The following is a 24,659-nucleotide window of genomic DNA, read 5'->3' on the forward strand; positions in this document are numbered from 1 at the left end:
GGCAGGGGTTTGGCTGGTACGGACGAACCGAGCAGAAGGAGGCCCGGCATGTCATCCGACGCATCCGGCGACCACGGTCCGCCCTACCCGGCCCCGCCCCTGGACGAGAGCGGGGCGGAGGATTTACTGCGCTGCATCTGCTTCAAGACCGGACCGCCCACCGCGGTCGGTGTGGAGCTCGAATGGCTCATTCACCACCGGGACCGTCCCCGGGTCCCGGTCCCGCACGACCGTCTCGACGACGCCGTCGCCGCCCTGCGGGCGCTGCGTCTGAGCGCGGCGCTCACCTTCGAACCCGGCGGCCAGCTGGAACTCAGCTCGCGCCCCGCGGACTCCCTGATGGCCTGCATCGACGCCACGGCCGCCGATCTCGCCGCCGTACGCGACGCCCTGGACCGGCTCGGTCTCGCTCCGGTGGGCTTCGGTGTCGATCCGTGGCACGCGCCGCGCCGTCGACTGCGTGAGCCCCGCTACGACGCCATGGAGAGCGCGCTGGACCGGTCGGGTCCCTCCGGTCGCGCCATGATGTGCACCTCGGCGTCCGTGCAGGTGTGCCTGGACGCCGGGGAGGAGGAACCCGGACCGCTCGGCTACGGGCGGCGCTGGCAACTGGCCCACCTGCTGGGCGCGGTGCTGGTCGCGGTCTTCGCCAATTCACCCCTGCGCCACGGTCGTCGGACGTCGTGGCGGTCCACCCGGCAGTCGCTCTGGAACGACCTCGATCCGTGGCGGACCCTGGCACCGGCCGGTCATCTGCCGCCCCGTGACGCCTGGGCCGCGTACGTCCTGGACACGCCGGTGATGTGCATCCGGGAGGAGGCGGGGCCGTGGGCCGTGCCGAACGGTCTTACCTTCCGTGACTGGATCCGCACCGGCGTACCGCGGCCACCGGTGCGCGACGACCTCGACTACCACATCAGTACCCTCTTCCCGCCCGTACGTCCGCGCGGGCATCTCGAACTCCGCATGATCGACGCACAGTACGGCGTGGACGGGTGGCTGGTGCCGCTGGCCGTCATCACCGCCGTGTTCGACGACCCGGAGGCCGCCGAGACCGTGTACCGCACCGTCAAACCACTGGCCGAGACGGCGGGGCCGGGGCCCGCGCCGCGCAATCCGTTGTGGGTGGGTGCCGCCCGTGACGGACTGACCGACCCGGACCTGCGGGCGGCCGCCACGACGTGCTTCGAGGCCGCGCTGGAGGCACTGCCCCGGATGGGGGCGACCGCGGCCGTGCAGCAGACGGTCGCGGAGTTCAACGATCGCTTCGTCGCCCGGGGCCGGTGCCCCGCCGACGATCTTCCCGGACTGCTCGCACCGGACCCTGCGGGCGGCTCCGGCCACGACGAGGGGCCCCGCTCATGACCCACTCCCCCGCACCCGACGCGGCCGGGGCCGGTGTTCCGGCCGGCCCCGCGCTGACGGACCCCGAGGCACTCCGTCGGCGCGCACTCGCCGCGCTGCTCGCCGCCCGGGAACGCACCGCGCTGCTGACCGACAGCGTGGAGGACCATGAACTCACCTCCCAGCACTCGCCGTTGATGTCGCCTCTGGTCTGGGATCTCGCACACATCGGTAATCAGGAGGAGCTGTGGCTGCTGCGCGCGGTGGCCGGACGGGAGGCGATGCGCCCGGAGATCGACGGGCTCTACGACGCCTTCGAGCATCCCCGGGCGACCCGCCCCACGCTGCCGTTGCTGCCGCCCGCCGAGGCACGCGCGTACGCCTCGGAGGTGAGGGGGCGTGCCCTGGACGTCCTCGACGGGACGGCCTTGCGCGAGGACCGGCCGCTGCTGCGGGACGGGTTCGCCTTCGGCATGATCGCCCAGCATGAACAGCAGCACGACGAGACGATGCTGATCACCCATCAGCTGAGGTCGGGGCCCGCGGTGCTGAGCGCGCCGGTGCCGCCCGCCCCCACCGATGCGGACGCCCTCCCCGTCGAGGTCCTCGTCCCGGGCGGACCGTTCACGATGGGGACGTCGACCGAACCGTGGGCCCTCGACAACGAGCGCCCCGCCCATGTGCGCGACGTGCCCGCGTTCTTCCTCGACACCGCCCCGGTCACCTGCGGCGCCTACCTGCGGTTCGTCGAGGACGGCGGGTACACCGAACGGCGCTGGTGGGCCCCGGAGGGCTGGGCGATGGTCCGCGAGCACGAACTCGCCGCTCCGCTGTTCTGGCACCGGGACGACGGCCGGTGGCTGCGCCGCCGCTTCGGGGTGACGGAGACGGTGCCCGAGGAAGAGCCGGTGCTGCACGTCAGCTGGTACGAGGCGGACGCGTACGCCCGCTGGGCGGGGCGCCGGCTGCCCTCGGAGGCGGAGTGGGAGAAGGCGGCACGCCACGACCCGGTGTCGGGGCGTTCGACGCGCTATCCGTGGGGCGACGAGGACCCGACGCCGGACCGGGCCAACCTGGGACAGCGTCACCTGAGACCGGCCCGGGCGGGGGCCTACGCCGCCGGGCAGTCGCCGCTCGGCGTGCGGCAGCTGATCGGTGACGTGTGGGAGTGGACGTCGAGCGACTTCCTGCCCCACCCGGGCTTCGCGGCGTTCCCGTACCGCGAGTACTCGGAGGTGTTCTTCGGTCCGGCCCACAAGGTGCTGCGCGGCGGTTCGTTCGCCGTGGATCCCGTGGCCTGCCGGGGAACGTTCCGCAACTGGGACCTGCCGGTGCGGCGCCAGATCTTCTCCGGTCTCCGGACCGCGAGGGATGCCTGATGTGTCGTCATGTGGCTTACCTGGGACCGCCGGTGGCCCTGGGAGAGGTGCTCGTGCTGCCCCCGCACGGTCTGGTGCGCCAGTCCTGGGCGCCACGGCGACAGCGGTACGGGACCGTCAACGCCGACGGCTTCGGTGTGGGCTGGTACGCGGACGGCGATCCGGTGCCGGGGCGGTACCGGCGGTCGGGCCCGGTCTGGGGCGACCGGACGTTCTCCGATCTGGCCCGGGTGGTGCGCAGCACCGCGCTGCTCGCCGCGGTGCGGGACGCGACCGAGGCGAGCGACGACGGCGAGGCCGCCGCCGCGCCGTTCGCCGACGGCACAGTGCTGTTCAGCCACAACGGCGCGGTGGCGGGCTGGCCCGGTTCCCTGGAACCGCTCGCCGCCGCGCTGCCCCCGGCCGCGCTCCTCGCCCTCACCGCCCGTTGCGACTCGGCCCTGGTCTGGGCCCTGGTCCGGCACCGCCTGTCGGACGGCGACGCGCTGCCGCAGGCCGTCGCCGACACCGTGCTCGACGTGGCGTCCGCCGCTCCGGGTTCGCGGCTGAACCTGCTCCTCACCGACGGCACCCGGATCGTGGCGACGGCCTGGGGCGACACCCTGTGCTATCTCACCGGGCCCGGCCCGCGCACGGTCGTGGCCTCGGAACCGTACGACGACGACCCGCGCTGGCGCGCGGTCCCCGACCGGACACTGCTGACCGCCACCCGCGACGACGTTCTGCTGACCCCGCTCAAGGAGCCCTCCCCGTGAGTCCCTTCCTGTTGACCCGCACCCTGCCGGCGGACGCGACGGACGCGGCGCTGCGCGCCGATGTGCTGCACGGTCTGACCCGGCGGCCCAAGACGCTGCCGCCCAAGTGGTTCTACGACGCGCGCGGCAGCGAACTGTTCGAGGAGATCACCCGGCTCCCGGAGTACTACCCGACCCGTGCCGAACGCGAGATCCTCGTCGAGCGCGCGGCGGAGATCGCCGCGGTCTCGGGGGCGCGGACCCTGGTGGAACTGGGCTCGGGGTCGTCGGACAAGACCCGGCACCTGCTGGACGCGCTGCCCGCACTGCACAGCTACGTGCCGGTCGATGTGAGCGAGAGCGCGTTGCGCGGTGCGGCCGAGGCCCTGCTGGCGCAGCGCCCCGGGCTCTGCGTGCACGCGCTGGTCGCCGATTTCACCGGCGGTCTCGCGCTGCCGGGAACCCCGGGGCCCCGGCTGGTGGCGTTCCTCGGCGGCACGATCGGCAATCTGCTGCCCGAGGAGCGGTCGGTGTTCCTGAGATCGGTGCGTTCGCTGCTGTCCCCCGGCGACGCCCTGCTGCTCGGCACGGATCTGGTGAAGGACGAGGAGGTACTGGTCGCCGCGTACGACGACGCCGCGGGGGTGACGGCGGAGTTCGACAAGAACGTGCTGCGCGTCGTGAACCGGGAGCTGGGCGCGGACTTCGATCCCGCGGACTTCGACCACGTGGCGCTGTGGGACCCGCGGCGGGAGTGGATCGAGATGCGGCTGCGGGCCCGTGAGGCGCTGACGGTGAAGATCCCGGGACTGGACCTGGTGGTCCCGTTCGAGGCCGGCGAGGAGGTGCGCACGGAGGTGTCGGCCAAGTTCCGGGAGGAGGGCGTCCGGGACGAACTCGCCACCGCAGGGCTCCGAATGGATCAGTGGTGGACGGATTCCGCCGCCCGGTTCGCGCTGTCGTTGGCCACCGCGGTCTGAACGAGCCGGGCCAGGGCCCGGCGATCCGGCCGGTCGGCGGCCCGGATCGGTGGCAGGACGTGGATCTCGGCGGTCAGTCCGACGGCCGTCACCACGCGCCAGAGCGAGGCCGTGAGCGGGTCGTCGCCGACGAACGCGGCGGCGCCTGCCGGGGCGTCCGGCGCCGCCGGCAGGGAGCCGCCGGCACCGGAGGCCCGGCCGTCGCGCTCGGTGTCGCGCGGCGGCCGGGTCCGGTAGCCGATGCGCACCGGCCGGACCTCGGCATCCGCGTCGATCGCGGCCTGGAACACGGCGGGTCCGTAGCGGCCGCCGCCGCGCCCGCAACGGGTCGTGCCCTCCGGGAAGGCGATCACCCGGGAACCGCCGCGCAGCGCCGCCCCCATCTCGCGCACGGTGGCGGGCAGCGCGCGCAGCCGGTCGCGGTCGACGAACAGGGTGCCGCCCGCGGCGGCGAGCGGGCCGAGAACCGGCCAGGCGGATATCTCCCGCTTGGCCAGCATCCGGCCGGGGAACACGGCGGCGACGAGCGGGACGTCCAGCCAGGAGATGTGGTTGGCGACGACGAGGGTGCCCGGTGCGGTGCGGGTCCCGTCGTCCGGTGCCCGTCCCCCGGTGATCCGCACGCGTACGCCGAAGGCCCGCACGACCCCGTACGCCCAGCGCCGGATCAGCCGTTCCCGCGGAGCCGGGCCCAGCATCAGCGCGAAGGGGGCGCCCAGGGCTCCGGCCAGCACGAGCACGCAGCCGGCGCACAGCAGCGCCGCGGCGAAAAGGCGCGGCCGGGTGGGACCGTCGTGTCCGGCACAGTCGTGCGGTGTGCAGGACGCGGCGGGCAGCCAGGGGTTCATCGCAGCGGGGCGAGCGAGAGGAAGTGGCGCAGGTAGCGGGGGTCCGTGCTGCTCAGCGACAGCAGCACGTACAGGTCGGCGACGCCGAAGTCGGGGTCGTGGGCCGGTGCCCCGCAGACCCTGGCGCCCAGCCGCAGGTACCCGCGGAGCAGTGGGGGGAGCGCCGCGAGACCGGTGGGCAGGTCCGCGCGTGCGGCGACGGCCGCGTCGGCCCGCCAGAGGCGGTGCGGGGTCACCCAGTGGTCCTCGGGTGCCAGGTACTTCGTGCGAACGGTCTCCCAGGCCCCCGCAGCCGCCAGGCCGCCGTCGGCAAGGGGTACCGAGCAGCAGCCTGCCAGCCAGTTGTGGCCGGTGCGCTCCATGTAACGGGCGAGTCCGGCCCAGATCAGCGCGATGACGGCACCGTCGCGGTGCGCCGGATGGACGCAGGACCGGCCCACCTCCACCAGGTCGTCGCGGATCGGGGCGAGCCGTGCGAGGTCGAACTCGCCCTCCGCGTAGAGCCTCCCGGCGATCCGCGCCCGGTCGGGCGGCAGCACGCGGTAGGTGGCGACGATGTCCCCGGTGCTCTGTTCCCGCACCAGCAGGTGGTCGCAGTAGGCGTCGAAGGCGTCGCTGTCCAGGCCGGGCTCGGAACCGTCCAGCCGCGCGCCGAGTTCCCCCGCGAAGACCAGATGGCGCAGGCGCTGGGCCGCGCGCACCTCCTCCTGGTCGACGGCGAGGGACACCCGGTAGCGCGGTGGGGCGGGAGGACCGGGTCGCGTCGGAGCGACGGGGGCGACGGGGGCGACGGGGAGGGACGTGACAGGCAGCGCGTTCATGACGGTCTCCGATGACGGATCGGCAAGGGCGGCCGCCGGGCCGTCGCACCGCTGCGAAGGCCCGGCCCCCTACTTCTTCCGTCACCGGCTGGATTCGACATGACCGGCCGGGAGAGCCGGGATGTGCGAAGGCTGAATCCCGGGTGCGCCCCCCGAGCCGGGCGCGGCCGGATCCCCGGTGTCCCCGGGCGCGGCCCGCCGCGGCCGGCCGCGCCCCCGCCCGACCCGTGCGAGCCGCAGGCCCCCGGATCAGCTGCCCGCGAGCTGCTCGCTGATCTTCTCCGACGCTTCCTTCGCCGCCTTGCGCGGGTCACCGCCCTCCAGCACGGTGGTCATGTACGGCTTGATCGGGTTGGCGCCCTCGACCGCCGCCCACTGCGGCGAGTTGGGGGTCGCCCGGCCCTTCGTCGCTCCGTGGGCCATCGCCGCCGTGCCCTCCTGGCCGTCGATGACTTGGGCGAGGCTCGGCTTGTTGGGCACGTAGCTCATGGTCTTGGCGAGCTCCTCCTGCCACTTGCTGCTCGCCAGCGCCTTGACCACGTCGATGCCCGCGGCCCGTTGATTCGCCTTCTCGGGAACGATCAGGTCGGACCCGCCGGTGAATACGGAGCCGGGTGCTTTCGCGGTCTTGCCCGGGATCGGGAAGTAGCCGAGTTTTCCCTTGAGTTCGGGGTTCAGCCGCTCGATCTGCGCCGCATCACCCGGTATCGCGATGATCTGTGCGACATCTCCCTTGGCAAACACCTCGGCCTGCGGGGGCTTTTCCTCGTCCGCGTTCTTGGGGCCGTCGCCGAGCGCCTGGAGTTTCTTGTAGAAGCTCATGCCGCGCAGCGCCTCGGGACTGTCGAGGGTGCCTTTCCACTCGCCGGTGCTGTCGTCGGCGAGTTCGCCCCCCTCGTCCCAGATGAATCCGGCGAGCACGTACCAGTTCTGGCCGGCGAGGTAGATGCCCTGGTTGCCGTCCCGGTCGAGTTGCTCGCCGGCCTCGATCCACTCGTCGCGGGTCTTGGGCAGGGACTTGATTCCGGCCTGCGCGAAGAGGTCCTTGTTGTAGATGACCACTCGGTTGGCCGCGTACCAGGGGATTCCGTACTGGACGCCGTCGATGCTGCCGGGGTCGGCGAGGCCGGGCAGCCAGTCCTCGCTGCCGAGGTCGCGCACGGACTCCAGTGTGAGGTCGCGCAGCCCGCCGCTGCCCGCGTACTGGGACACCTGGGTGTTTCCGACCTCGATGACGTCCGGCGTGTCCTTGCCGTTGAGCGCGTCCATGACCTTCGGGCCGATGCCGCTCCAGTTCTGGATCTTGAACTCCAGCCGAATGGAGGGATGCTCGTCCTCATATGCCTTCGTGAACCGCTTGAGGAAATCGCTGGACACGCTGTTCTTCATCAGCCAGATCGTGACCTTCTTGTTGCCTGACCCCTCAGCCCCCTGAAGGATTCCGCATCCGCCCAGGGCGAAAGTGGAAACGAGCGCGACGGCTCCGACGATCATGCGGTTCTTCACCAGGTTCACCTTCTGCGAAACGGCACGACTAAATCCAGAACCCGGTGTGGGGGACTGCGGGCTGCGCTCGCACGGGCGTGGCTGGATTTTGGTATGGACCATTGAATTGGTCAAGGCCCGTTCACGGGACATTCTGCACACCGACCCCTCGCGTACCCGGTCCGGGTGGGGCACCGTGGTAGGAGCGAGAGGGGACATAACATGTCGAACCACACCTATCGGGTCACCGAGATCGTAGGAACCTCCCACGAGGGCGTCGATGACGCCGTCCGCAGGGCCGTCGCGAGGGCTTCGGAAACGTTGCACAATCTCGATTGGTTCGAGATCACAGAGGTTCGCGGAGAGATCAGAGATGGCCGGATCGAGCACTATCAGGTGGGCCTGAAGGTCGGCTTCCGGCTCGACGAACCGAAGTGAGCGAGGGCGACCGGGCCGACGGGACCAGGTCGGCGGAACGGGGCCTGCGCGCCCCGGCGGTGCGCCCCCGTCGGCGGCCTGCGCGCACCGCCGGGAACGCGGCGACGACCGCGCCGGGCCGCTCGCGCATCCCGTCGACGCACCGGCACGTCGGCCGGCGGTGACGCGGCGTGAGGTGTCGCGGTGCGACGCGGCGTGACGTGCCCCGGTGTGCATCCGGCACGTCGGACCTCAGGTGCGGCCCTCGCGCTCCTGAGCGTCTTCGAGCGCGGGTGACACGGCGGCCCAGCGGGCCCGCACCACGGGGAATCCGGCCCGCTCCGCCGCGTCGCAGACGAGTTCGTCGTCGTCGACCAGCACGCGCACCTCACGCTCCCGGCCCAACCGCCTCAGGATGTCGAGCTTGGTGTGCCGGGCGGGCCTGCGGTCGTCGTTGCGCCGCATGTACAACCGCCCCTCGGGCAGGCCCTGCTCCGCGAGCCAGGCCAGGGTGTCCCGACGGCACCGCTCGGGCCGCCCGGTGAGATACCTGATCTCGCACTCCTCGGCACTGCTCAGGACGAGGCTCACCCCTTCGGGCAGCGGCGGGTCGTCGGTGGCGGCGGAGAAGAAACCGTTCCAGTCCCGACGGGCCCCCGCGAGGAAGTGCTGGCGATGGCCGGTGTCCGCGAGCGTGCCGTCCACGTCGAATACGGCCAGTGGCCGGTGGTCGCTGTTCACAGCGGTCAGTCTCCCGCACGCGCGACCACGCGTCCTCGCGCCCGAACCGGCCGAGCGACGGAACAGGACCGGCCGAGGCCGGGAACGGTGGCCCACCGGTCGAACCGGCGGGCCACCGAACCGCTGGACGCCGGCGTCAGAATTTCTTCATGACGTCTTTTATCCAGTCCAGGCTGCGGGGGACCGAGGCGTAATTATCGCCCCGCCCGGCACACTCCGTGTCGCCGCTGGACAGGACACCCACCTGATAGCGCTTGCCATCGACCAGCTTGAAGAGCGGACCCCCCGAATCCCCGTGACACACCGCGCCATTACTGGCAACGACACGTATCGCCTCGCCGCCGTACAAGTCGGTCCATGAAGTGGAGTCCACGTACTGCTCGGCACGCTTGAGGGTGAGCGACGAACCACAGTTCTTACATGTCGCACCCCACCCGAATGCATAGGTCGTCGCCTGCCACTTGGGATTGGCGGATGCCAGCGACACCGGCTCGGCATTGGCGGAGCGATCAAGCTTCAGCATGGCGATGTCGTTGTTCGTTCGCACCTTCGAGAGCGATACCTTGACCACTCCGCCACCGGTGCTCCGGTTCAGGCTCTTCACCCGGACCGAGAGCGACGAGTCCGGATATCTGGACGAGCCGTTGTACAGACAGTGTTTGGCGGTGAGTATCCATCGATTGTCGACAATGGACCCGGAGCACTGGTAGGCGCCGTACGCGTGCACCGCCGCCATGCCTCTGGAGGAGGATGCCTTTTCACCGTTGGCTATCCGGGCCTCGGGGCCCTCCCTACCGGTTTTGGTCACATCGCCGTCGGCATCGACCGCGACGGGTGCAACCGCCGGCCCCTGGTCGGCGGCGACCGCCGGACTCCCGGCGAGTACCAGGAGTCCGGCGACCACGACGGAGGACCGCTGCCATTTGACGCGCTTCATGCGTACTCCCCTATCACTCACGCGTGCATACGTTGACGGCTCTCTTTCCAGCCGTCCATGAAAGGGCCGGGATACATGCCGATTCGTGCCGCCATCGACGGGACCAGCCGTCATGAAGGACCCTCGAAAGGCTTCTCGAAGAGGGTCGCGACCGCAAAAAGGAGCACGTCGGTACCGGACGGCGGCGCCGTGACGCACGCCCCCCCAGAAGGGCCGACAGGACCGGAATGACCGGAAGGAAGACATCGGAAGATGCCGAGGGAGCCCCTGCCTGCGGAATCGCATTCGTTCGAAGCCTGAGCCCGTCGAACATCCCCCCGCCCCAGAAAAACCTGATCATGAAGATAACGCAGCCATTTGGTATAGACAAGGTTCACATCATGTAAAGGACGCGCCCGTTCAGGAGGACCGAAAGACACAGACAGCGCATTAGGAAGATTTTTCTTTTCCGTGCAGAAAGCACCCAAGCCCGCGCATCCCCTTGGGCACGCCTCCTCGGAGCCCCATCGCCTCCCACGCTCCGAGTCGCCGCCGATCACGGGCGGGCGCTCGGCGCGGGCCGAGGCGCGCCGCCCGGTCGGCGCGTACGCCGGGACGCGGGGCCCGCCGCCGTGCGATGCACCGCGTCCGGCGCCGCGCACCGATCCACCACGGATTACGGGACAGCCTTAAAATCGAGAAGATGCGGCCGGGGCCGCACGAACCATCCCGAGCCGTACGGAGACCCGCCATGCACTCCCCCCACGATCCGTACGTCCGGGTGCGCGGCGCGCGTGAGCACAACCTCCAGGACGTCTCGGTCGACATCCCGCGCGACACCCTCACCGTGTTCACCGGTGTCTCGGGGTCCGGAAAGTCCTCGCTCGCGTTCGGCACCATCTACGCGGAGGCGCAGCGCCGCTACTTCGAGTCCGTCGCGCCGTACGCCCGTCGGCTGATCCACCAGGTCGGCGCTCCCGCGGTCGGCGAGGTCACCGGACTGCCGCCCGCCGTCTCGCTGGAGCAGCGCCGCTCGGCGCCCGGCGCCCGGTCCTCCGTCGGTACGGTCACCACGCTCTCCAACTCCCTGCGCATGCTGTTCTCGCGTGCCGGTGACTACCCGGCCGGCGCCGAGCGGCTGGACTCCGACGCGTTCTCGCCGAACACGGCCGCGGGGGCCTGCCCGGAGTGCCACGGTCTCGGCCGGGTGCACCGCACCAGTGAGGAGCTGCTCGTCCCCGACCCCTCGCTGTCGATCCGGGACGGTGCGATCGCCGCCTGGCCGGGGGCCTGGCAGGGCAAGAACCTGCGCGATGTGCTGGACGCCCTCGGATACGACATCGACCGGCCGTGGCGCGATCTGGACGCCGGGGACCGCGAGTGGATCCTGTTCACCGACGAGCGGCCGGTGGTGACGGTCCATCCGGTGCGCGACGCTGGACGCATCCAACGCCCTTACCAGGGCACGTACATGAGTGCGCGCCGCTATGTGATGCACACCTTCGCGGACTCCAGGAGCCGCACCCTGCGCGCCAGGGCCGAGCGTTTTCTGACCAGCGCGCCCTGCTCGGTGTGCGGCGGAAGCCGTCTGCGGCCCGAGGCGATGGCCGTCACCTTCGCCGGCCGTACCATCGCCGGTCTCGCCGCGCTTCCGCTCGGTTCGCTCGCCGAGGTGCTGCGCGCGGCGGGCGGCGGTGAGACGGCGCGGGTGCTGACAACGGAGCTGCTGGCCCGGATCGATACGGTCACCGAGCTCGGCCTCGGCTATCTCAGTCTGGACCGGACGGCTCCGACGCTGTCGTCCGGCGAACTGCAACGCCTGCGCCTCGCCACGCAGTTGAGATCCGGACTGTTCGGTGTCGTCTATGTGCTGGACGAGCCGTCGGCCGGTCTGCACCCGGCGGACACCGAGTCGTTGCTGACGGTCCTGGGCCGGTTGAAGCGGGCCGGGAACTCGGTGTTCGTCGTCGAGCACCAGATGGACGTGGTGCGCCGGGCGGACTGGCTCGTGGACGTGGGGCCGCTGGCGGGCGAGCACGGGGGGCGGGTGCTGCACAGCGGTCCCCCCGCGGGTCTTGCCGACGTGGCGGAGTCGGCGACCCGGCGTTTCCTCTTCGAGGACGGGCCCGCGCCGGTGCGGCCGGTGCGCACCCCCTCGGGGTGGCTGGGGCTGAACGGGGTGAACCGGCACAACGTGCGGGACGTGGACGTCGCGTTCCCGCTCGGTGTGTTCACGGCCGTCACAGGGGTGTCGGGCTCCGGGAAGTCGACCCTGGTGGGGCAGGTGCTGGCCGGGGTTCTCGCCGGCCGGCAGTCCGCCGCCGACCGGGTCCCGGACGCCCCCGCCGCGGGGTGCGCGTCGGTCGAGGGTGTGGAGGCGGTGGACCGGCTCGTGCAGGTCGACCAGAAGCCGATCGGCCGCACCCCCCGGTCCAATCTGGCCACGTACACCGGGCTCTTCGACGTGGTGCGGAAGTTGTTCGCCGGGACGGACACGGCACGGGAGCGCGGCTACCGGGCGGGGCGGTTCTCCTTCAACGTGGCGGGCGGGAGGTGCGAGACCTGCCAGGGCGAGGGGTTCGTCTCCGTGGAGCTGCTCTTCCTGCCCAGCACGTACGCGCCCTGCCCGGACTGTCACGGGGCCCGGTACAACCCCCGGACCCTGGAGGTGACCCTGCGCGGCCTCGACATCGCGCAGGTGCTGGATCTGACGGTGGAGTCGGCGGCCGGTTTCCTCGCCGGCACGCCGGCCGCCGAGCGCAGTCTGCGGACGCTGCTCGATGTCGGGCTCGGTTATCTGCGGCTCGGTCAGCCCGCCACGGAGCTGTCGGGCGGCGAAGCCCAGCGGATCAAGCTCGCCGCCGAGCTCCAGCGCGCCCGCCGGGGCCATACCGTGTACCTCCTCGACGAGCCGACGACCGGCCTGCACCCGGCCGATGTCGAGGTGCTGATGCGGCAGTTGCACGGTCTGGTCGACGCGGGCGACACGGTGGTGGTCGTGGAGCACGACATGGCGGTGGTGGCGGGCGCCGACCATGTGATCGACCTCGGCCCCGGTGGTGGCGACCGGGGCGGCCGGATCGTGGCGGCGGGAACGCCCGCGGAGGTCGCCCGCGCGGATGTGGGCCGTACGGCGCCCTTCCTCCGGGCCGCCCTCGGATCCGGCTGAGGCACGGGTCCGTTCAACTCGCCGCATGCCATGGCAAGTTGCTGTTTCAGGCAAGCAATCGGACATGAAACGGCAAAGAACATTGACCATGTGTTGGTCCAGACCAATCATGGGCATGCCTCACGGCCGCTCCTCGCCGTGCGGCATGTGACCCCGGCCGGGATTCACAGGAACGGGCCGCGCCCCTCCCCGGGCGCGGCAGAGCCGCGCACATCCGCCCGTTGCCTCACCCCGCTGGGAGCACCCCATGAGACGTCCAAGAGCACTCGGCGCAGTCCTGAGTGTCCTGGCGACGACCGTCGCGTCCGCCGGCCTCGTCCTCGGATCGAGCGCCGGCGCGCAGGCCGCCGCGACCGCCGCCACCCCCATGCCCGCCCATGTCTTCGCGCCGTACTTCGAGTCGTGGAACGGCGAGAGCCCGGCCGCGCTCTCGCAGCAGTCCGGCGCGAAGTACCTGACCATGGCCTTCATCCAGACGGAGGCCCGTGGTTCCTGCACCCCGTACTGGAACGGTGATTCGGACCAGCCGATCGCGCAGTCCGTGTTCGGCGCCGACTTCACGACCATGCGGTCGCGCGGCGGCGACGTGATCCCCTCGTTCGGCGGCTACACGGCCGACAACGAAGCCACCGAAATCGCCGACAGCTGCACCAACGTCGACTCGATCGCCGCGGCGTACGAGAAGGTCATCACCACCTACGACGTGTCCCGCCTCGACATGGACATCGAGGACAACTCGCTGGAGAACAACGCCGGGATCGACCGTCGCAACAAGGCGATCAAGAAGGTGCAGGACTGGGCCGCCGCGAACGGCCGCCCGCTGCAGATCTCCTACACCCTGCCCACCACCACGAGCGGCCTCGCCGACAGCGGACTGGCGGTGCTGGAGAACGCCGTGTCCAACGGCGCGAAGGTCGACGTCGTGAACCTGATGACGTTCGACTACTACGACGGTGCCTCGCACAACATGGCGCAGGACACCAAGACGGCGATCAGCGGCCTCAAGGACCAGCTCGCCGATCTGTACCCGTCGAAGACCGACGCACAGCTGTGGGGCATGACCGGCGTCATCGAGATGCCGGGCATCGACGACTACGGTCCCGCGGAGACGTTCACCACGGCGGACGCCCCGGTGGTCTACGACTGGGCCGTGTCCAAGGGCCTCAGCACCCTGTCGTTCTGGGCGCTCCAGCGTGACAACGGGGGCTGCCCCGGCACCGGGGGCAGCGACACCTGTTCCGGCATAGCGCAGGACACGTGGTACTTCAGCCACACCTTCGCGCCCTTCACCAGCGGCTCCGGCCCGGCGACGGACGACTACTCGGTGGCCGTCGCGCCGGCATCGGCGACGGTGGCGCCGGGCGGTTCCACCACGGCGACCGTGAACACGGCGGTGACCTCCGGCAGCGCGAAGACCGTGGACCTCACGGTGAGCGGGGCGCCGTCCGGCGTGAAGGCGATCCTCGAACCGGAATCCGTCACGGCGGGCGCGACGTCGAAGCTGACGGTGGCCACGTCGGCGTCCGCCGCACCCGGAACGTACCGGCTCACGGTGACCGGCGCCTCGGGCACGCTCAGCCACACGGCGACCTTCACCCTGACGGTGTCGGGGCCGGGTGGTTCCACCGGCTCCCTGGTGAACGGCGACTTCGAGTCGGGTGCGCTGAACCCCTGGACCTGCCAGCCCGGCGGTGCGGTCGTGTCGACGCCGGTGCACGGCGGTTCGCACGCCCTCGCCGTCGCGGCGACCACGTCGCAGACGGGTGAGTGCGCGCAGGCGCTGACCCTGGCCCCGAACACCAAGTACACGCTGAGCGGCTGGGTGCAGGGCAGCTACGGCTACCTCGGGGTGCGGGGCGACGCCTCGGCCGACACCTGGGGTTCGTCGAGCGGTTACACGAAGCAGTCGGTGACCTTCACCACCGGTTCGACCGGAGCGGTCACCGTCTATCTGCACGGCTGGTACGGGCAGGGCACCGTCTACGCGGACGACCTCTCCGTGACGTCCTGATCCTGCCGGGCAGGACTTCCCGGTCCCGGGGGTGGGCGGCCCCCGGGACCGGGAACCCGTCGTTCCCGACGGGCTCTCAGCGGCGCACCTTGCGGGTGGCGCGCAGCCATTCCCTGTTCATGGCGGCGATCGACGGCAGTGGAATGCCCTTCGGGCAGGCCGTGGCGCATTCCCCGGTGAGCGTGCAGCCGCCGAAGCCCTCGCTGTCCATCTGCCCGACCATGTCGAGGACCCGGGTCTCGCGCTCGGGCGCGCCCTGCGGCAGGACGTTCAGGTGGTTGATCTTCGCCGAGGTGAAGAGCATCGCCGAACCGTTGGGGCAGGCCGCGACGCAGGCGCCGCAGCCGATGCACTCGGCGTGCTCGAAGGCGAAGTCGGCGTCCGGCTTCGGCACGGGGGTGGCGTGCGCCTCGGGGGCGGTGCCGGTCGGGGCGGAGATGTAGCCGCCCGCCTGGATGATCCGGTCGAAGGCGGAACGGTCCACCACCAGGTCCTTGACGACCGGGAACGCGGCGGCGCGCCAGGGCTCGATGTCGATGGTGTCGCCGTCCCGGAAGGACCGCATGTGCAGTTGGCAGGTGGTGGTGCGCTCGGGTCCGTGGGCGTCGCCGTTGATGACGAGACTGCACGCGCCGCAGATGCCCTCGCGGCAGTCGTGGTCGAAGGCGACGGGGTCGTCGCCTTCGAGGATGAGCTCCTCGTTGAGGGTGTCGAGCATTTCGAGGAACGACATGTCCTGCGAGATGCCGTCCACCTCGTAGGTGGACATGGCGCCGGGGGCGTCGGCGTTCTTCTGGCGCCAGACGCGCAGGGTGAGCTTCATGCGTAGCTCCGCTGAGTGGGGTGGACGTACTCGAAGACCAGGTCTTCCTTGTGCAGGACGGGTGGCTCGCCGGTGCCGCCGAACTCCCAGGCGGCGGCGTAGGAGAACTCCTCGTCCCGGCGGGCGGCCTCGCCGTCCGGGGTCTGGGACTCCTCGCGGAAGTGACCGCCGCAGGATTCGGCGCGGTGCAGGGCGTCGAGGCACATGAGCTCGGCGAGCTCCAGGTAGTCGACGACGCGGTTGGCCTTCTCCAGGGACTGGTTGAACTCGTCGCCGGTGCCGGGCACCTTGATGCGGCGCCAGAACTCCTCGCGGATCCGCGGGATGCGCGCGAGGGCCGTGCGCAGTCCGTCCGCGTTGCGGGCCATCCCGCAGTACTCCCACATGAGTTCGCCGATCTCGCGGTGGAAGGAGTCCGGGGTGCGGTCCCCGTCGACGGCGAGCAGCAGGTTCAGCCGGTCCTCGGTGTCCGCGACGGCCTCCTCGACCGCGGGGTGCGTGGCGTCGATCTCGTCGTGGTGCGGGTTGCGCGCCAGGTAGTCGTTGATGGTGGAGGGCAGGACGAAGTAGCCGTCGGCGAGGCCCTGCATCAGCGCGGACGCGCCGAGCCGGTTGGCTCCGTGGTCGGAGAAGTTGGCCTCGCCGATGGCGAAGAGGCCGGGGACGGTGGTCTGGAGGTCGTAGTCGACCCAGAGTCCGCCCATCGTGTAGTGCACGGCCGGGTAGATCCGCATCGGCGTCTCGTACGGGTTCTCCGCGGTGATCCGCGCGTACATGTCGAAGAGGTTTCCGTACTTCTCCTCGACCTTCTCGCGGCCCATCCGCCGGATGGCCTCGGCGAAGTCCAGGTAGACGCCCTGTCCTCCGGGGCCGACGCCGCGCCCCTCGTCGCAGACGTTCTTCGCGGCGCGGGAGGCGATGTCGCGGGGCACGAGGTTGCCGAAGGAGGGGTAGATGCGCTCCAGGTAGTAGTCGCGCTCGTCCTCGGGGATCTCGTTCGCGGGGCGGTCGTCGCCCTTGGCCCGCGGTACCCAGATCCGGCCGTCGTTGCGCAGCGACTCGCTCATCAGCGTCAGCTTGGACTGGTGGTCGCCGGTGCGCGGGATGCAGGTGGGGTGGATCTGGGTGAAGCAGGGGTTGGCGAAGTACGCGCCTCGGCGGTGGGCGCGCCAGATGGCGGTGGCGTTGGAGTTCATGGCGTTCGTCGACAGGTAGAAGACGTTGCCGTATCCGCCGCTGGCCAGGACGACCGCGTCGGCGAAGTAGGTGTCGATCGCGCCGGTGACCAGGTCGCGGGCGACGATGCCGCGGGCCTTGCCGTCGACGACGATCAGGTCGAGCATCTCGGTGCGGGCGTGGAGTTCGACGTTGCCCGCGGCGATCTGCCGCGACAGCGCCTGGTAGGCGCCGAGAAGGAGTTGCTGCCCGGTCTGGCCGCGGGCGTAGAAGGTGCGGGAGACCTGTACGCCGCCGAAGGAGCGGTTGTCGAGGAGGCCGCCGTACTCGCGGGCGAACGGGACGCCCTGGGCGACGCACTGGTCGATGATCTCGACGGAGATCTGGGCGAGCCGGTGGACGTTGGACTCGCGGGCGCGGAAGTCGCCGCCCTTGACCGTGTCGTAGAAGAGACGGTGGATGGAGTCGCCGTCGTTGCGGTAGTTCTTCGCGGCGTTGATGCCGCCCTGGGCGGCGACGGAGTGGGCGCGGCGGGGCGAGTCCTGGAAGCAGAACTGGACGACGTGGTAGCCCTGTTCGGCAAGGGTCGCGCCGGCCGAGCCGCCGGCGAGGCCGGTGCCGACGACGATGACGGTGTGCTTGCGCCGGTTGGCCGGGTTGACGAGCTTGGCCTCGAAGCGGCGGGTGTCCCAGCGCTCGGCGACCGGGCCGTCGGGGGCCTTGGTGTCGAGGACGGGCGAGCCCGTCCCGTAGTGCGAGTAGTCGGTCATGTCAGTTCACTGCTCCGGTCATGACGGCGACGGGTACGGAGACGAAGCCCACCGTCAGCGCCAGGGCGAGGACGTCGGCGAGGGTCTTCAGGAGACGGTCGCGGGTCGCGTTGCCCGCGCCGAGGGTCTGGGCGGCGCTCCAGAAACCGTGCCGGACGTGGAGTCCGAGGGCGAGCACGGCGACGATGTAGATGACGTTGCCGTACCAGGTGGAGAAGGTGTCGACGACGTTCTGGTAAGGGTGCCCGGCCTGGAATCCGCCCGGATGCACCGTTCCGGTCGTCAGGTCGAGGATGTGCCAGACGATGAAGAGGGCGAGGATGATCCCGCCCCAGCGCATGGTCCTCGTGGCGTAACTGGCACGCGGCCTGCGGTGGACGTACCCGGTGGGGCGGGCCCGGATGTCGCGCCGGCTGAGCTGGTACGCGGAAACGGCGTGCAGCACCACGGCGGCCACCAGCACCACACGCAGCAGCCACAGGGCCCACTCGTAGTGCAGGACCGGCTCGCCCATCGTGCGCAGCCAGTGCGCGTAGTGGTTGAACTCCACCGCCCCGAAGAAGATCTTCAGGTTGCCCACCATGTGCGCGACCAGGTAGAGGAGCATGATCAGGCCGCTCACGGCCATGATCGTCTTCTTGCCGACGGTCGAGTCCCAGAGCGAGCGTGCCATGGACGGCCGTCGGTCCGTCCGCGTTGCCAATGCCATGGACACGACGCTAGGGCCGAACGTCCCCATCAGTCCAAGACATGAAGTAGCTCATGTTCATAGTTTCTGGCTATCGTGGCCGCTGAGGGCTGTCCCGCAATGCGTGGTGGACCGGCGCGCCGCGTCGGATGTGATGCCTCGCAGGACGGAGGAGCGTCCGCATGCTGGACGTATGCGGACGTTCCGACCACGCGGCGAGGTGCCGCAGCTCTCGTCGCGCGCCCGCCGGGGACCACGGAACAGCTCTTAGGCTGTCGTGCATGCAGTTCCAGCAGCTGACGTATTTCGTGGCCGTCGCCGAGACCCGGCACTTCACCCGTGCCGCCGAGGAGGTCCACGTCTCGCAGCCCTCGCTCTCCCAGCAGATCAGGGCTCTGGAGACCGAGCTGGGGGCGGAGCTGTTCAGCCGGGCCCGCGGCAACATCACGCTCACCGATGCCGGTGAGGCCCTGCTGCCGCTGGCCCGGCGCATCCTCGCGGACGCCGACACCGCACGCCACGAAGTGCAGGAACTGGCCCAGCTGAGGCGCGGCCGGGTGCGGCTCGGGGCGACGCCGAGCCTCTGCACGGGGCTGCTCCCCGACGTCCTGCGCGCCTTCCACGACCGTCATCCGGGGATCCGGTTGCTGCTGGAGGAGGGAGGTTCGCTGGACCTGGTGCGGGAGCTGGCGCGCGGTGCCCTCGATCTCGCGCTGGTGGTGCTGCCGCTGCCGGCCTCCTCCCCCGCGCTCACCACGGTCGAGCTGCTCCAGGAGGATCTGGTGGTGGTGTCGTCGGCGCACGCCCCGCGCCCCGGCCGGGGCGGAAGCGTGGCCGTCGCCGATCTCCGGAACGCGCCCCTGGTGATGTTCCGGCACGGCTACGACCTGCGCGACATGACGGTCGCCGCGTGCCGGGCCGAGGGCTTCGAACCTTCGTTCACGGTGGAGGGCGGGGAGATGGACGCGGTGCTCGGGTTCGTCCGGGCGGGGCTCGGCATCGCCGTGGTGCCGAGCATGGTCGCCGGCCGGGCCGGTCACGACCTGCGGACCACCCCGCTGGCCCGGCCGGGCCTGCGGCGCACGATCGCGCTCGCGCACCGCAGCGACGTCGCGCCGCCGCGGGCGGCCCGCGAGTTGCAGAAGGTACTGCTGGCCAGCCGGACGGTTCCCCCGGCTCCGTCCGGCGCTTGAACGCTGACGTCCGTCCCCCGTCGCATCCCCGTCTCCCCGGCCTCCGCCCGTCCCGCGCCCCCGTCCCGTCGGCCGGCGGTACCGTTCACACCGCGTCGGCCAGCAGCAGCGAGTGGATCCGGTCGGGTGCGCCGGGCCTGGCGTAGTACCAGCCCTGGGCGGTGTCGCAGCCCAGGTTCCGCAGCTGCTCGGCCTGTGCCCCGGTCTCCACGCCCTCGACGGTGACCGCGAGGTCCAGGCTGTGCGCCAGCGAGACGATCCCTTCGACGATCTTCAGGTCGACCGGGTCCGCCGGATGCCGCTGCATTCCCTGGGTGAAGGAACGGTCCAGCTTGAGCACGCTCACCGGAAGCCTGCGCAGGTTCGCCAGGTTGGAGTACCCCGTGCCGAAGTCGTCGAGCGCTATGTCGACGCCCATCTCGGCGAGCTGGCGCAGCGGCTTCAGCAGGTCGTCGTCGGCGCCGATGAGCGCGGACTCGGTGACCTCCAGGCACAGGGCCCCGGGCTCCAGCCCCAGCCGCTCCAGTACGTCCACGGTCTCGGCGACCAGTCGCGGGTGGTGCAGCTGGGCCGGCGAGACATTGACGTTGATCCGCAGCGGGCCGCCGTCACTGTGCCGTTCCTGCCAGAAGTGCGCCTGCCGCACGGACTCCTCCAGGACCCACCGGCCGAGCGGCACGATCAGTCCGGTGTGCTCGGCGAGCGGGATGAACCGGTCCGGCCCGAGCACTCCGTGCTGCGGGTGGCACCAGCGCACCAGCGCCTCCGCCCCGTGCACCGTGCCGTCCCCCAGGTGCACCAGCGGCTGGTACTCGATGAAGAACTCGCCGCGTTCCAGGGCCGCGGGCAGAGCGGTGGTCAGCCCGTGCCGGGTGATCGCGCGGGCATCGGCCTCGGCGTCGGCGAACTCGAAGCGATTGCCGCCGGACGACTTGGCCCGGTACATCGTGATGTCCGCGCTGCGCAGCACCTCGGCGGCACTGCGCTCACCGGCCCGCCCCTCGACGATCCCGATGGAACCGCGGACCGTCAACTCGCGGCCCTCCAGACGGATCGGGGCGCCGAGCGCGCCGAGGATGCGGCAGGCGAGTTCGTCGACCTCCTTCTGGGTGTCGGGCCCGGTGGTCAGGGCCACGAACTCGTCGCCGCCGAGCCGGGCCACCATCTCGCCGGGCGCGGTCGCGCAGCTCTGCAGCCGGTCGGCCACCTCGACCAGCAGCCGGTCCCCCGCCGCGTGGCCCAGGCTGTCGTTGATCGCCTTGAAGCCGTCGAGATCGAGGTAGCACAGCCCGAAACGGCTGCCGTCCTCGGCGGACAGCGCCTTCTCCAGCCGTTCGAAGAACAGCGTGCGGTTCGGCAGACCGGTGAGCGCGTCGTGCGTGGCCTCGTAGCGCAGGCGCAGGTTCAGCAGCCGACGCTCCGTCGTGTCCTCCATCAGTGCCAGCTGGTACTCCGGTCTGCCCTCGGAGTCGCGCAGCAACGACACCGTCAGATTGGTCCACAGCACCGTGCCGTCGTTGCGGTAGAACGGCTTCTCGACCCGGAAGTGGTCGCGTTCGCCGCGCACCAGCTCGTCGTAGTACCTCCAGACCTGCGGCGAGTCCTCGGGATGGACCCACTCGTTGACCCGATGGCTGCGCACATGGTGTTCGAGCCCGCCGAACATCCGGGTCAGGGTGTCGTTGATCTCCAGCACATTGCCGTCCAGGTCGGCGATCCCGATGCCGATGGCCGCGTCCTCGAAGACCGCGCGGAAGCGTGCCTCCGTGGCGTGCAGGGCCTGTTCGGCGCTCGAACGCGCGGTGAGCGCCGAGCGGGCGATCGCCTCCTGTTCGGCAAGGGTCCGCTCGCGCAGCGCCTGGGTGAAACCACCGGCGAGGGCGTGCTGGATGCGGGCGCAGCGGGCCCTGCCGTCCTCGGTCGGCAGCGCGGACGCGCCGTTGCCGCCGCAGTAGAGCACGAGGTAGGAGTCGATGACTCCGAGCGTGCTGCTCAGCGCGTCCGGGTCCGTGCAGTGCGCGGCGACCAGGGAGCCGCCCACCCCGCTCGCGGGGGCGGCGTCGAACGGCCGGGCGTGGAGGATCTCGCTGAGCCTCCGGGCGAGCGGCAACAGGTGCTGTTCGAATTCCGGGCGTGTCATGGAGGTGGCCGTCGACGGGAAGATGGCCCGGCTCCAGATCGTGGCGAATCTCCGGAGCCGGTCCTCGGGGCCGTCGGGCTCCGTTCCTGCCGTTCCGGACGACTGGGCGGGGATGCTCACGCCTTGCGTCCCACTCCGGCGAAGCCCGAGAAGGCGAACGGGTCCTCCTGTGCCGGGGCCGTCGGGGTGTCGGGGCGCCAGTTCGGCATCGGGACGAGTCCGGGCTCGACCGTCTCGTACCCCTCGAAGAAGCGGGCGACCTCGTCCTTCGACCGCATGACCAGGGGGTTGCGGATGTCCTCGTACACCCCGACCGCGCCGCCCGCCTTCTCCTGGCTGAGCGGGATTCCCTCGTAGGAGGCGTGGGTGATGACGACGAGGCTGCCGGGGGCGAGTGCCTCGCGCAGTTCGGCGACGGCGGCCTGCGGCTCGTCGCGATCCTCGATGAAGTGGAGCACGGCGACGAGCAGCAACGCCACCGGACGGTCGAAGTCGAGCAGCCGGGAGATCTCCGGGGACTTCACGATCTCCTGCGGGCGGCGGATATCCGCGGCGGCGACCACCGCCCGCTCGTTTCCGTCGAGCACGGCCTGACTGTGCGCGACCGCAACGGGATCGTGATCGACATACGCCACCCGGGCCTCCGGATCGGCAGCCTGGGCGACTTCATGCACATTGCCGAAAGTCGGTATTCCGGAACCGATGTCCAGGAACTGGGTGACGCCCTCGCTCACCGCGTATCGCACGGCCCTGCGCATAAAGGCGCGATTCGCCTGCATGATCTTGGGGAGCCCCGGCATGAACTCCATGGCCTTGCGGGCCGCTTCCCGGTCCACCTCGAAATTGTGCGATCCGCCCAGATAGAAGTCGTACATGCGAGACACGCTCGGCACCGAAATGTCTATGCCTTGCGGTGCCCAGGCGGGACGCTCCATCGATGTCTCCAACAAGTCGCCACGGCGGTCCGGCCATGTTCATGGTCAGTGTGGACCAGAGGCTACTGATCGACCGCCAAGAGAGCGAGCGGAAACGGAAATTAGCCGTCCGTTATTGGTCACACACCAGTGGCATGTGCAACCGGCCCGTCGCTGCGTGTGACATTCCCCGACGGCTCCGTCGGCGCGGGTCCTTCGAGGGGCAATCGGGCCCGGCCGGCGGAAGGCCGGGAGACACCGCGTCCCGAACCGGAATGCCGTTGTTTCCGGGCTCCGTATCGTCTCGCCGCGTCGCCGTTCGCCACCGCGCACGTCGCCGTGGCACCCGCCCTCGTCCCGGGGTGACCGGCCGGACCGTTCCCGCCGTCCGGCCCGACGGGCCGGTGTGCCGCACGGGTCCGCGATCCGCCCGCGCGAGCGTCCCGCGGGGAACGAAGTCCCCCTGAAAGCATCCCGGTTCACGCGGGAGAGGAATCGGCACGGGTGTCGCCGCCCGGCCGCGTGCCCGGCCCCACGAGGGCATAACCCCTTCCGTCAGGGGGAGTTCAAGGTTTTCCCTCGGCCGCAACCCACTTGACGTTCATGTCCCTCCATCAGGGGAATCCCGCCCGTCCTCGGCGCGGCGTACGACCGGCAGGACCATGCTCGCCGTCGTGTACGGATCCCTCATAGCGCGGCTCACGGCGGCCGTGGTGCTCCTCTGGCTGTCGGCCGCACCCTCACCGGCGATGGCGGACAGTTGCGCGTACGCCGTCGTCGGGGACGGCGGCGGAAGTTCGGCGGTCGCCGTGGCGGGCGGCGATCGCTGCCGGCCGGGCCCGGTACCCGAGCCGTCCCCGTCGCCCACACCGCCGCCGCCCTCGCCCTCACCGTCCCCACCGCCGGCGTCCCCACCGCCTCCGGCGTCGACGCCGCGGGTGCGCCCGGCGTCGACGCCCCCACCGCTCCCGGCCCCGTCCCGCCCAAGGCTTGAGCCCGTGCCGCCGTCGCCGTCACCCACCCCCGCCGTGCGCTCCGCACCGCCCACGCCCCGGCCCGCCGCCCTCCCCCACTACCGGCGGCCGGTCCGGCAGGTCCCTCGGCACGGCCCCTCCCTGGTGACCCTCACTCTGCTGATCACGGCTCCCGCGGTGTTCGCCGTCGCCGTCCTGCGTCCCCGCTCCCGCTGAGCTCCGGAGAAACTCATGTCGGAATGGCTCGTTCTCGCCCTCGCGATGGTCGCGGTCACCGCCGTGGTCCTGACCATCGCCGTACTGAACAACCGTCGGGTCGGCGTGGACGACGACCCGTCCCAAACCCCTGATGTGATCGAGTACATGACGATGATGATCGGTGTGGTCTACGCCATTGTCCTGGGCCTCGCGATCGCCGGCGTCTGGGAGGGCCGCAGCTCCGCCCAGGAGTACGTACGCCAGGAGGCCCAGGCCCTGCACGAGGTGAGCGCCCGCTCCTCGGTGTATCCGGCCGAGGTGCGCACACGCATCCGCACCGATGTCAACGCCTATGTGAGCCATGTTGTCCACCAGGAGTGGCGGACGATGGCCGAACACGGCTCCCTCGACGCCGAAGGGACCCGGCTCCTGGCCCGGGTGCGCGCCGACGTCACCGACTACCGGCCGAATGACGACCACGAGAGGGAGGCCTACCAGCCGCTTGTCGATCAGGTCGCCGCCGTCGACGACGCCCGCAGCGCACGCGGGCAGAGCGCCGGAGCCACCATGCCGGGTGTCGTCTGGTTCGGCCTGATCATCGGGGCGCTGGTGACCGTGGGGCTGATCTTCACCCTGCAGATCCGCAGAACCTTCCGCGAACTGCTGCTGGCCGGGCTCTTCAGTGTTCTGATCGCCTTTCTGCTCTTCCTCATCTGGGACTTCGACACGCCCTTCGGCCGGGGCATCTCGGCCACCGCGGCGCCGTTCCTCGACCTGTTCCCGGAGGCGGCGGGCGGCTGAGGACGGTCCCCCGTGCGACGGCGCGGTGCGCCGCACGGGGGACAGCGGTGCCCCGTGCGGCGCACTGCGATCGACGACGGTGGACGCGACTCCTAGCGTTCGGTGCGTCGAGGTGCATGTCTGACGCTCCGTGGAAA

The 24,659-nt window shown here is 70.9% G+C and carries 20 protein-coding genes; 10 read left to right on the plus strand and 10 right to left on the minus strand.

The features are described 5' to 3' along the window. Positions 1 to 48: 48 nt before the first annotated feature. The 4 genes from egtA to egtD are packed head-to-tail and all read left to right on the plus strand — an operon-like array spanning position 49 to position 4,437. On the plus strand, positions 49 to 1,365 hold the full coding sequence (gene egtA / locus ACF1CT_RS18280; RefSeq protein WP_391784875.1) for an ergothioneine biosynthesis glutamate--cysteine ligase EgtA: 1,317 nt from the start codon (positions 49 to 51) through the stop codon (positions 1,363 to 1,365). After that, complete coding sequence (gene egtB, locus ACF1CT_RS18285) at positions 1,362 to 2,723, plus strand: ergothioneine biosynthesis protein EgtB (protein ID WP_391784876.1); 1,362 nt, start codon at positions 1,362 to 1,364, stop codon at positions 2,721 to 2,723. The genes egtA and egtB overlap by 4 nt, the downstream gene beginning before the upstream one ends. Next, a complete protein-coding gene (gene egtC / locus ACF1CT_RS18290) occupies positions 2,723 to 3,478 on the plus strand; it encodes an ergothioneine biosynthesis protein EgtC (RefSeq protein WP_391784877.1) in 756 nt (251 codons plus the stop codon). The genes egtB and egtC overlap by 1 nt, the downstream gene beginning before the upstream one ends. After that, entirely contained in the window at positions 3,475 to 4,437 is a 963-nt protein-coding gene (gene egtD, locus ACF1CT_RS18295; RefSeq protein WP_391784878.1) for an L-histidine N(alpha)-methyltransferase, read from the plus strand. Before egtC ends, egtD begins: the two co-directional genes overlap by 4 nt. Here egtD and ACF1CT_RS18300 read toward each other — a convergent pair. From ACF1CT_RS18300 to ACF1CT_RS18310, 3 genes are all read right to left on the minus strand, one after another. Beyond that, a complete protein-coding gene (locus ACF1CT_RS18300) occupies positions 4,380 to 5,285 on the minus strand; it encodes a lysophospholipid acyltransferase family protein (protein WP_391784879.1) in 906 nt (301 codons plus the stop codon). The genes egtD and ACF1CT_RS18300 overlap by 58 nt on opposite strands. Then, positions 5,282 to 6,106, minus strand: a complete 825-nt coding sequence (locus ACF1CT_RS18305) for a GNAT family N-acetyltransferase (RefSeq protein WP_391784880.1) — start codon at positions 6,104 to 6,106, stop codon at positions 5,282 to 5,284. The genes ACF1CT_RS18300 and ACF1CT_RS18305 overlap by 4 nt, the downstream gene beginning before the upstream one ends. A 249-nt stretch (positions 6,107 to 6,355) precedes the next feature. Further along, entirely contained in the window at positions 6,356 to 7,612 is a 1,257-nt protein-coding gene (locus ACF1CT_RS18310; protein ID WP_391784881.1) for an extracellular solute-binding protein, read from the minus strand. Positions 7,613 to 7,813: 201 nt separating this feature from the next. Here ACF1CT_RS18310 and ACF1CT_RS18315 point away from each other — a divergent pair, with 201 nt between their 5' ends. Continuing rightward, positions 7,814 to 8,029, plus strand: coding sequence for a dodecin (locus tag ACF1CT_RS18315; protein WP_391784882.1), 216 nt, complete (start codon positions 7,814 to 7,816; stop codon positions 8,027 to 8,029). A 231-nt stretch (positions 8,030 to 8,260) separates the two neighbouring features. On the opposite strand, the gene ACF1CT_RS18320 is transcribed toward ACF1CT_RS18315, so the two are convergent. Next, a complete protein-coding gene (locus ACF1CT_RS18320) occupies positions 8,261 to 8,749 on the minus strand; it encodes a hypothetical protein (RefSeq protein WP_391784883.1) in 489 nt (162 codons plus the stop codon). Between the two features lie 136 nt (positions 8,750 to 8,885). Beyond that, positions 8,886 to 9,686, minus strand: coding sequence for a S1 family peptidase (locus ACF1CT_RS18325; RefSeq protein ID WP_391784884.1), 801 nt, complete (start codon positions 9,684 to 9,686; stop codon positions 8,886 to 8,888). 730 nt (positions 9,687 to 10,416) lie between these two features. Between ACF1CT_RS18325 and ACF1CT_RS18330 the strand changes: the two genes are divergently transcribed. Both ACF1CT_RS18330 and ACF1CT_RS18335 read left to right on the plus strand, forming a co-directional pair. Further along, positions 10,417 to 12,834: an ABC transporter gene (locus tag ACF1CT_RS18330; protein WP_391784885.1), complete on the plus strand. Its 2,418-nt coding sequence runs from the start codon at positions 10,417 to 10,419 to the stop codon at positions 12,832 to 12,834. A gap of 247 nt (positions 12,835 to 13,081) precedes the next feature. After that, positions 13,082 to 14,845, plus strand: coding sequence for a glycosyl hydrolase family 18 protein (locus ACF1CT_RS18335; protein WP_391784886.1), 1,764 nt, complete (start codon positions 13,082 to 13,084; stop codon positions 14,843 to 14,845). 76 nt (positions 14,846 to 14,921) lie between these two features. On the opposite strand, the gene ACF1CT_RS18340 is transcribed toward ACF1CT_RS18335, so the two are convergent. From ACF1CT_RS18340 to ACF1CT_RS18350, 3 genes are read right to left on the minus strand one after another with little or no spacing between them, the layout of a single operon-like run. Beyond that, complete coding sequence (locus tag ACF1CT_RS18340; protein WP_391784887.1) at positions 14,922 to 15,668, minus strand: succinate dehydrogenase/fumarate reductase iron-sulfur subunit; 747 nt, start codon at positions 15,666 to 15,668, stop codon at positions 14,922 to 14,924. Then, positions 15,665 to 17,614 (minus strand): fumarate reductase/succinate dehydrogenase flavoprotein subunit, encoded by a 1,950-nt coding sequence (locus tag ACF1CT_RS18345; RefSeq protein WP_391784888.1) that lies wholly within the window; start codon positions 17,612 to 17,614, stop codon positions 15,665 to 15,667. The genes ACF1CT_RS18340 and ACF1CT_RS18345 overlap by 4 nt, the downstream gene beginning before the upstream one ends. A 1-nt stretch (position 17,615) precedes the next feature. Beyond that, positions 17,616 to 18,323: a succinate dehydrogenase gene (locus tag ACF1CT_RS18350; protein ID WP_391784889.1), complete on the minus strand. Its 708-nt coding sequence runs from the start codon at positions 18,321 to 18,323 to the stop codon at positions 17,616 to 17,618. Between the two features lie 260 nt (positions 18,324 to 18,583). Between ACF1CT_RS18350 and ACF1CT_RS18355 the strand changes: the two genes are divergently transcribed. Beyond that, a complete protein-coding gene (locus ACF1CT_RS18355) occupies positions 18,584 to 19,495 on the plus strand; it encodes a LysR family transcriptional regulator (RefSeq protein WP_391784890.1) in 912 nt (303 codons plus the stop codon). A gap of 85 nt (positions 19,496 to 19,580) precedes the next feature. Here ACF1CT_RS18355 and ACF1CT_RS18360 read toward each other — a convergent pair whose 3' ends face one another. Together ACF1CT_RS18360 and ACF1CT_RS18365 are read right to left on the minus strand one after the other, a co-directional pair. Then, a complete protein-coding gene (locus ACF1CT_RS18360) occupies positions 19,581 to 21,755 on the minus strand; it encodes a putative bifunctional diguanylate cyclase/phosphodiesterase (RefSeq protein WP_391784891.1) in 2,175 nt (724 codons plus the stop codon). Further along, positions 21,752 to 22,570: an SAM-dependent methyltransferase gene (locus tag ACF1CT_RS18365; protein WP_391784892.1), complete on the minus strand. Its 819-nt coding sequence runs from the start codon at positions 22,568 to 22,570 to the stop codon at positions 21,752 to 21,754. Before ACF1CT_RS18365 ends, ACF1CT_RS18360 begins: the two co-directional genes overlap by 4 nt. Before the next feature lie 1,007 nt (positions 22,571 to 23,577). Between ACF1CT_RS18365 and ACF1CT_RS18370 the strand changes: the two genes are divergently transcribed. Then, entirely contained in the window at positions 23,578 to 23,739 is a 162-nt protein-coding gene (locus tag ACF1CT_RS18370; RefSeq protein WP_391784893.1) for a hypothetical protein, read from the plus strand. A 15-nt stretch (positions 23,740 to 23,754) separates the two neighbouring features. Further along, complete coding sequence (locus ACF1CT_RS18375) at positions 23,755 to 24,522, plus strand: DUF4239 domain-containing protein (protein ID WP_391784894.1); 768 nt, start codon at positions 23,755 to 23,757, stop codon at positions 24,520 to 24,522. The last annotated feature ends 137 nt before the right edge of the window (positions 24,523 to 24,659 follow it).

The organism is Streptomyces sp. NPDC014734, from assembly GCF_043083325.1.
Lineage (GTDB): Bacteria > Actinomycetota > Actinomycetes > Streptomycetales > Streptomycetaceae > Streptomyces.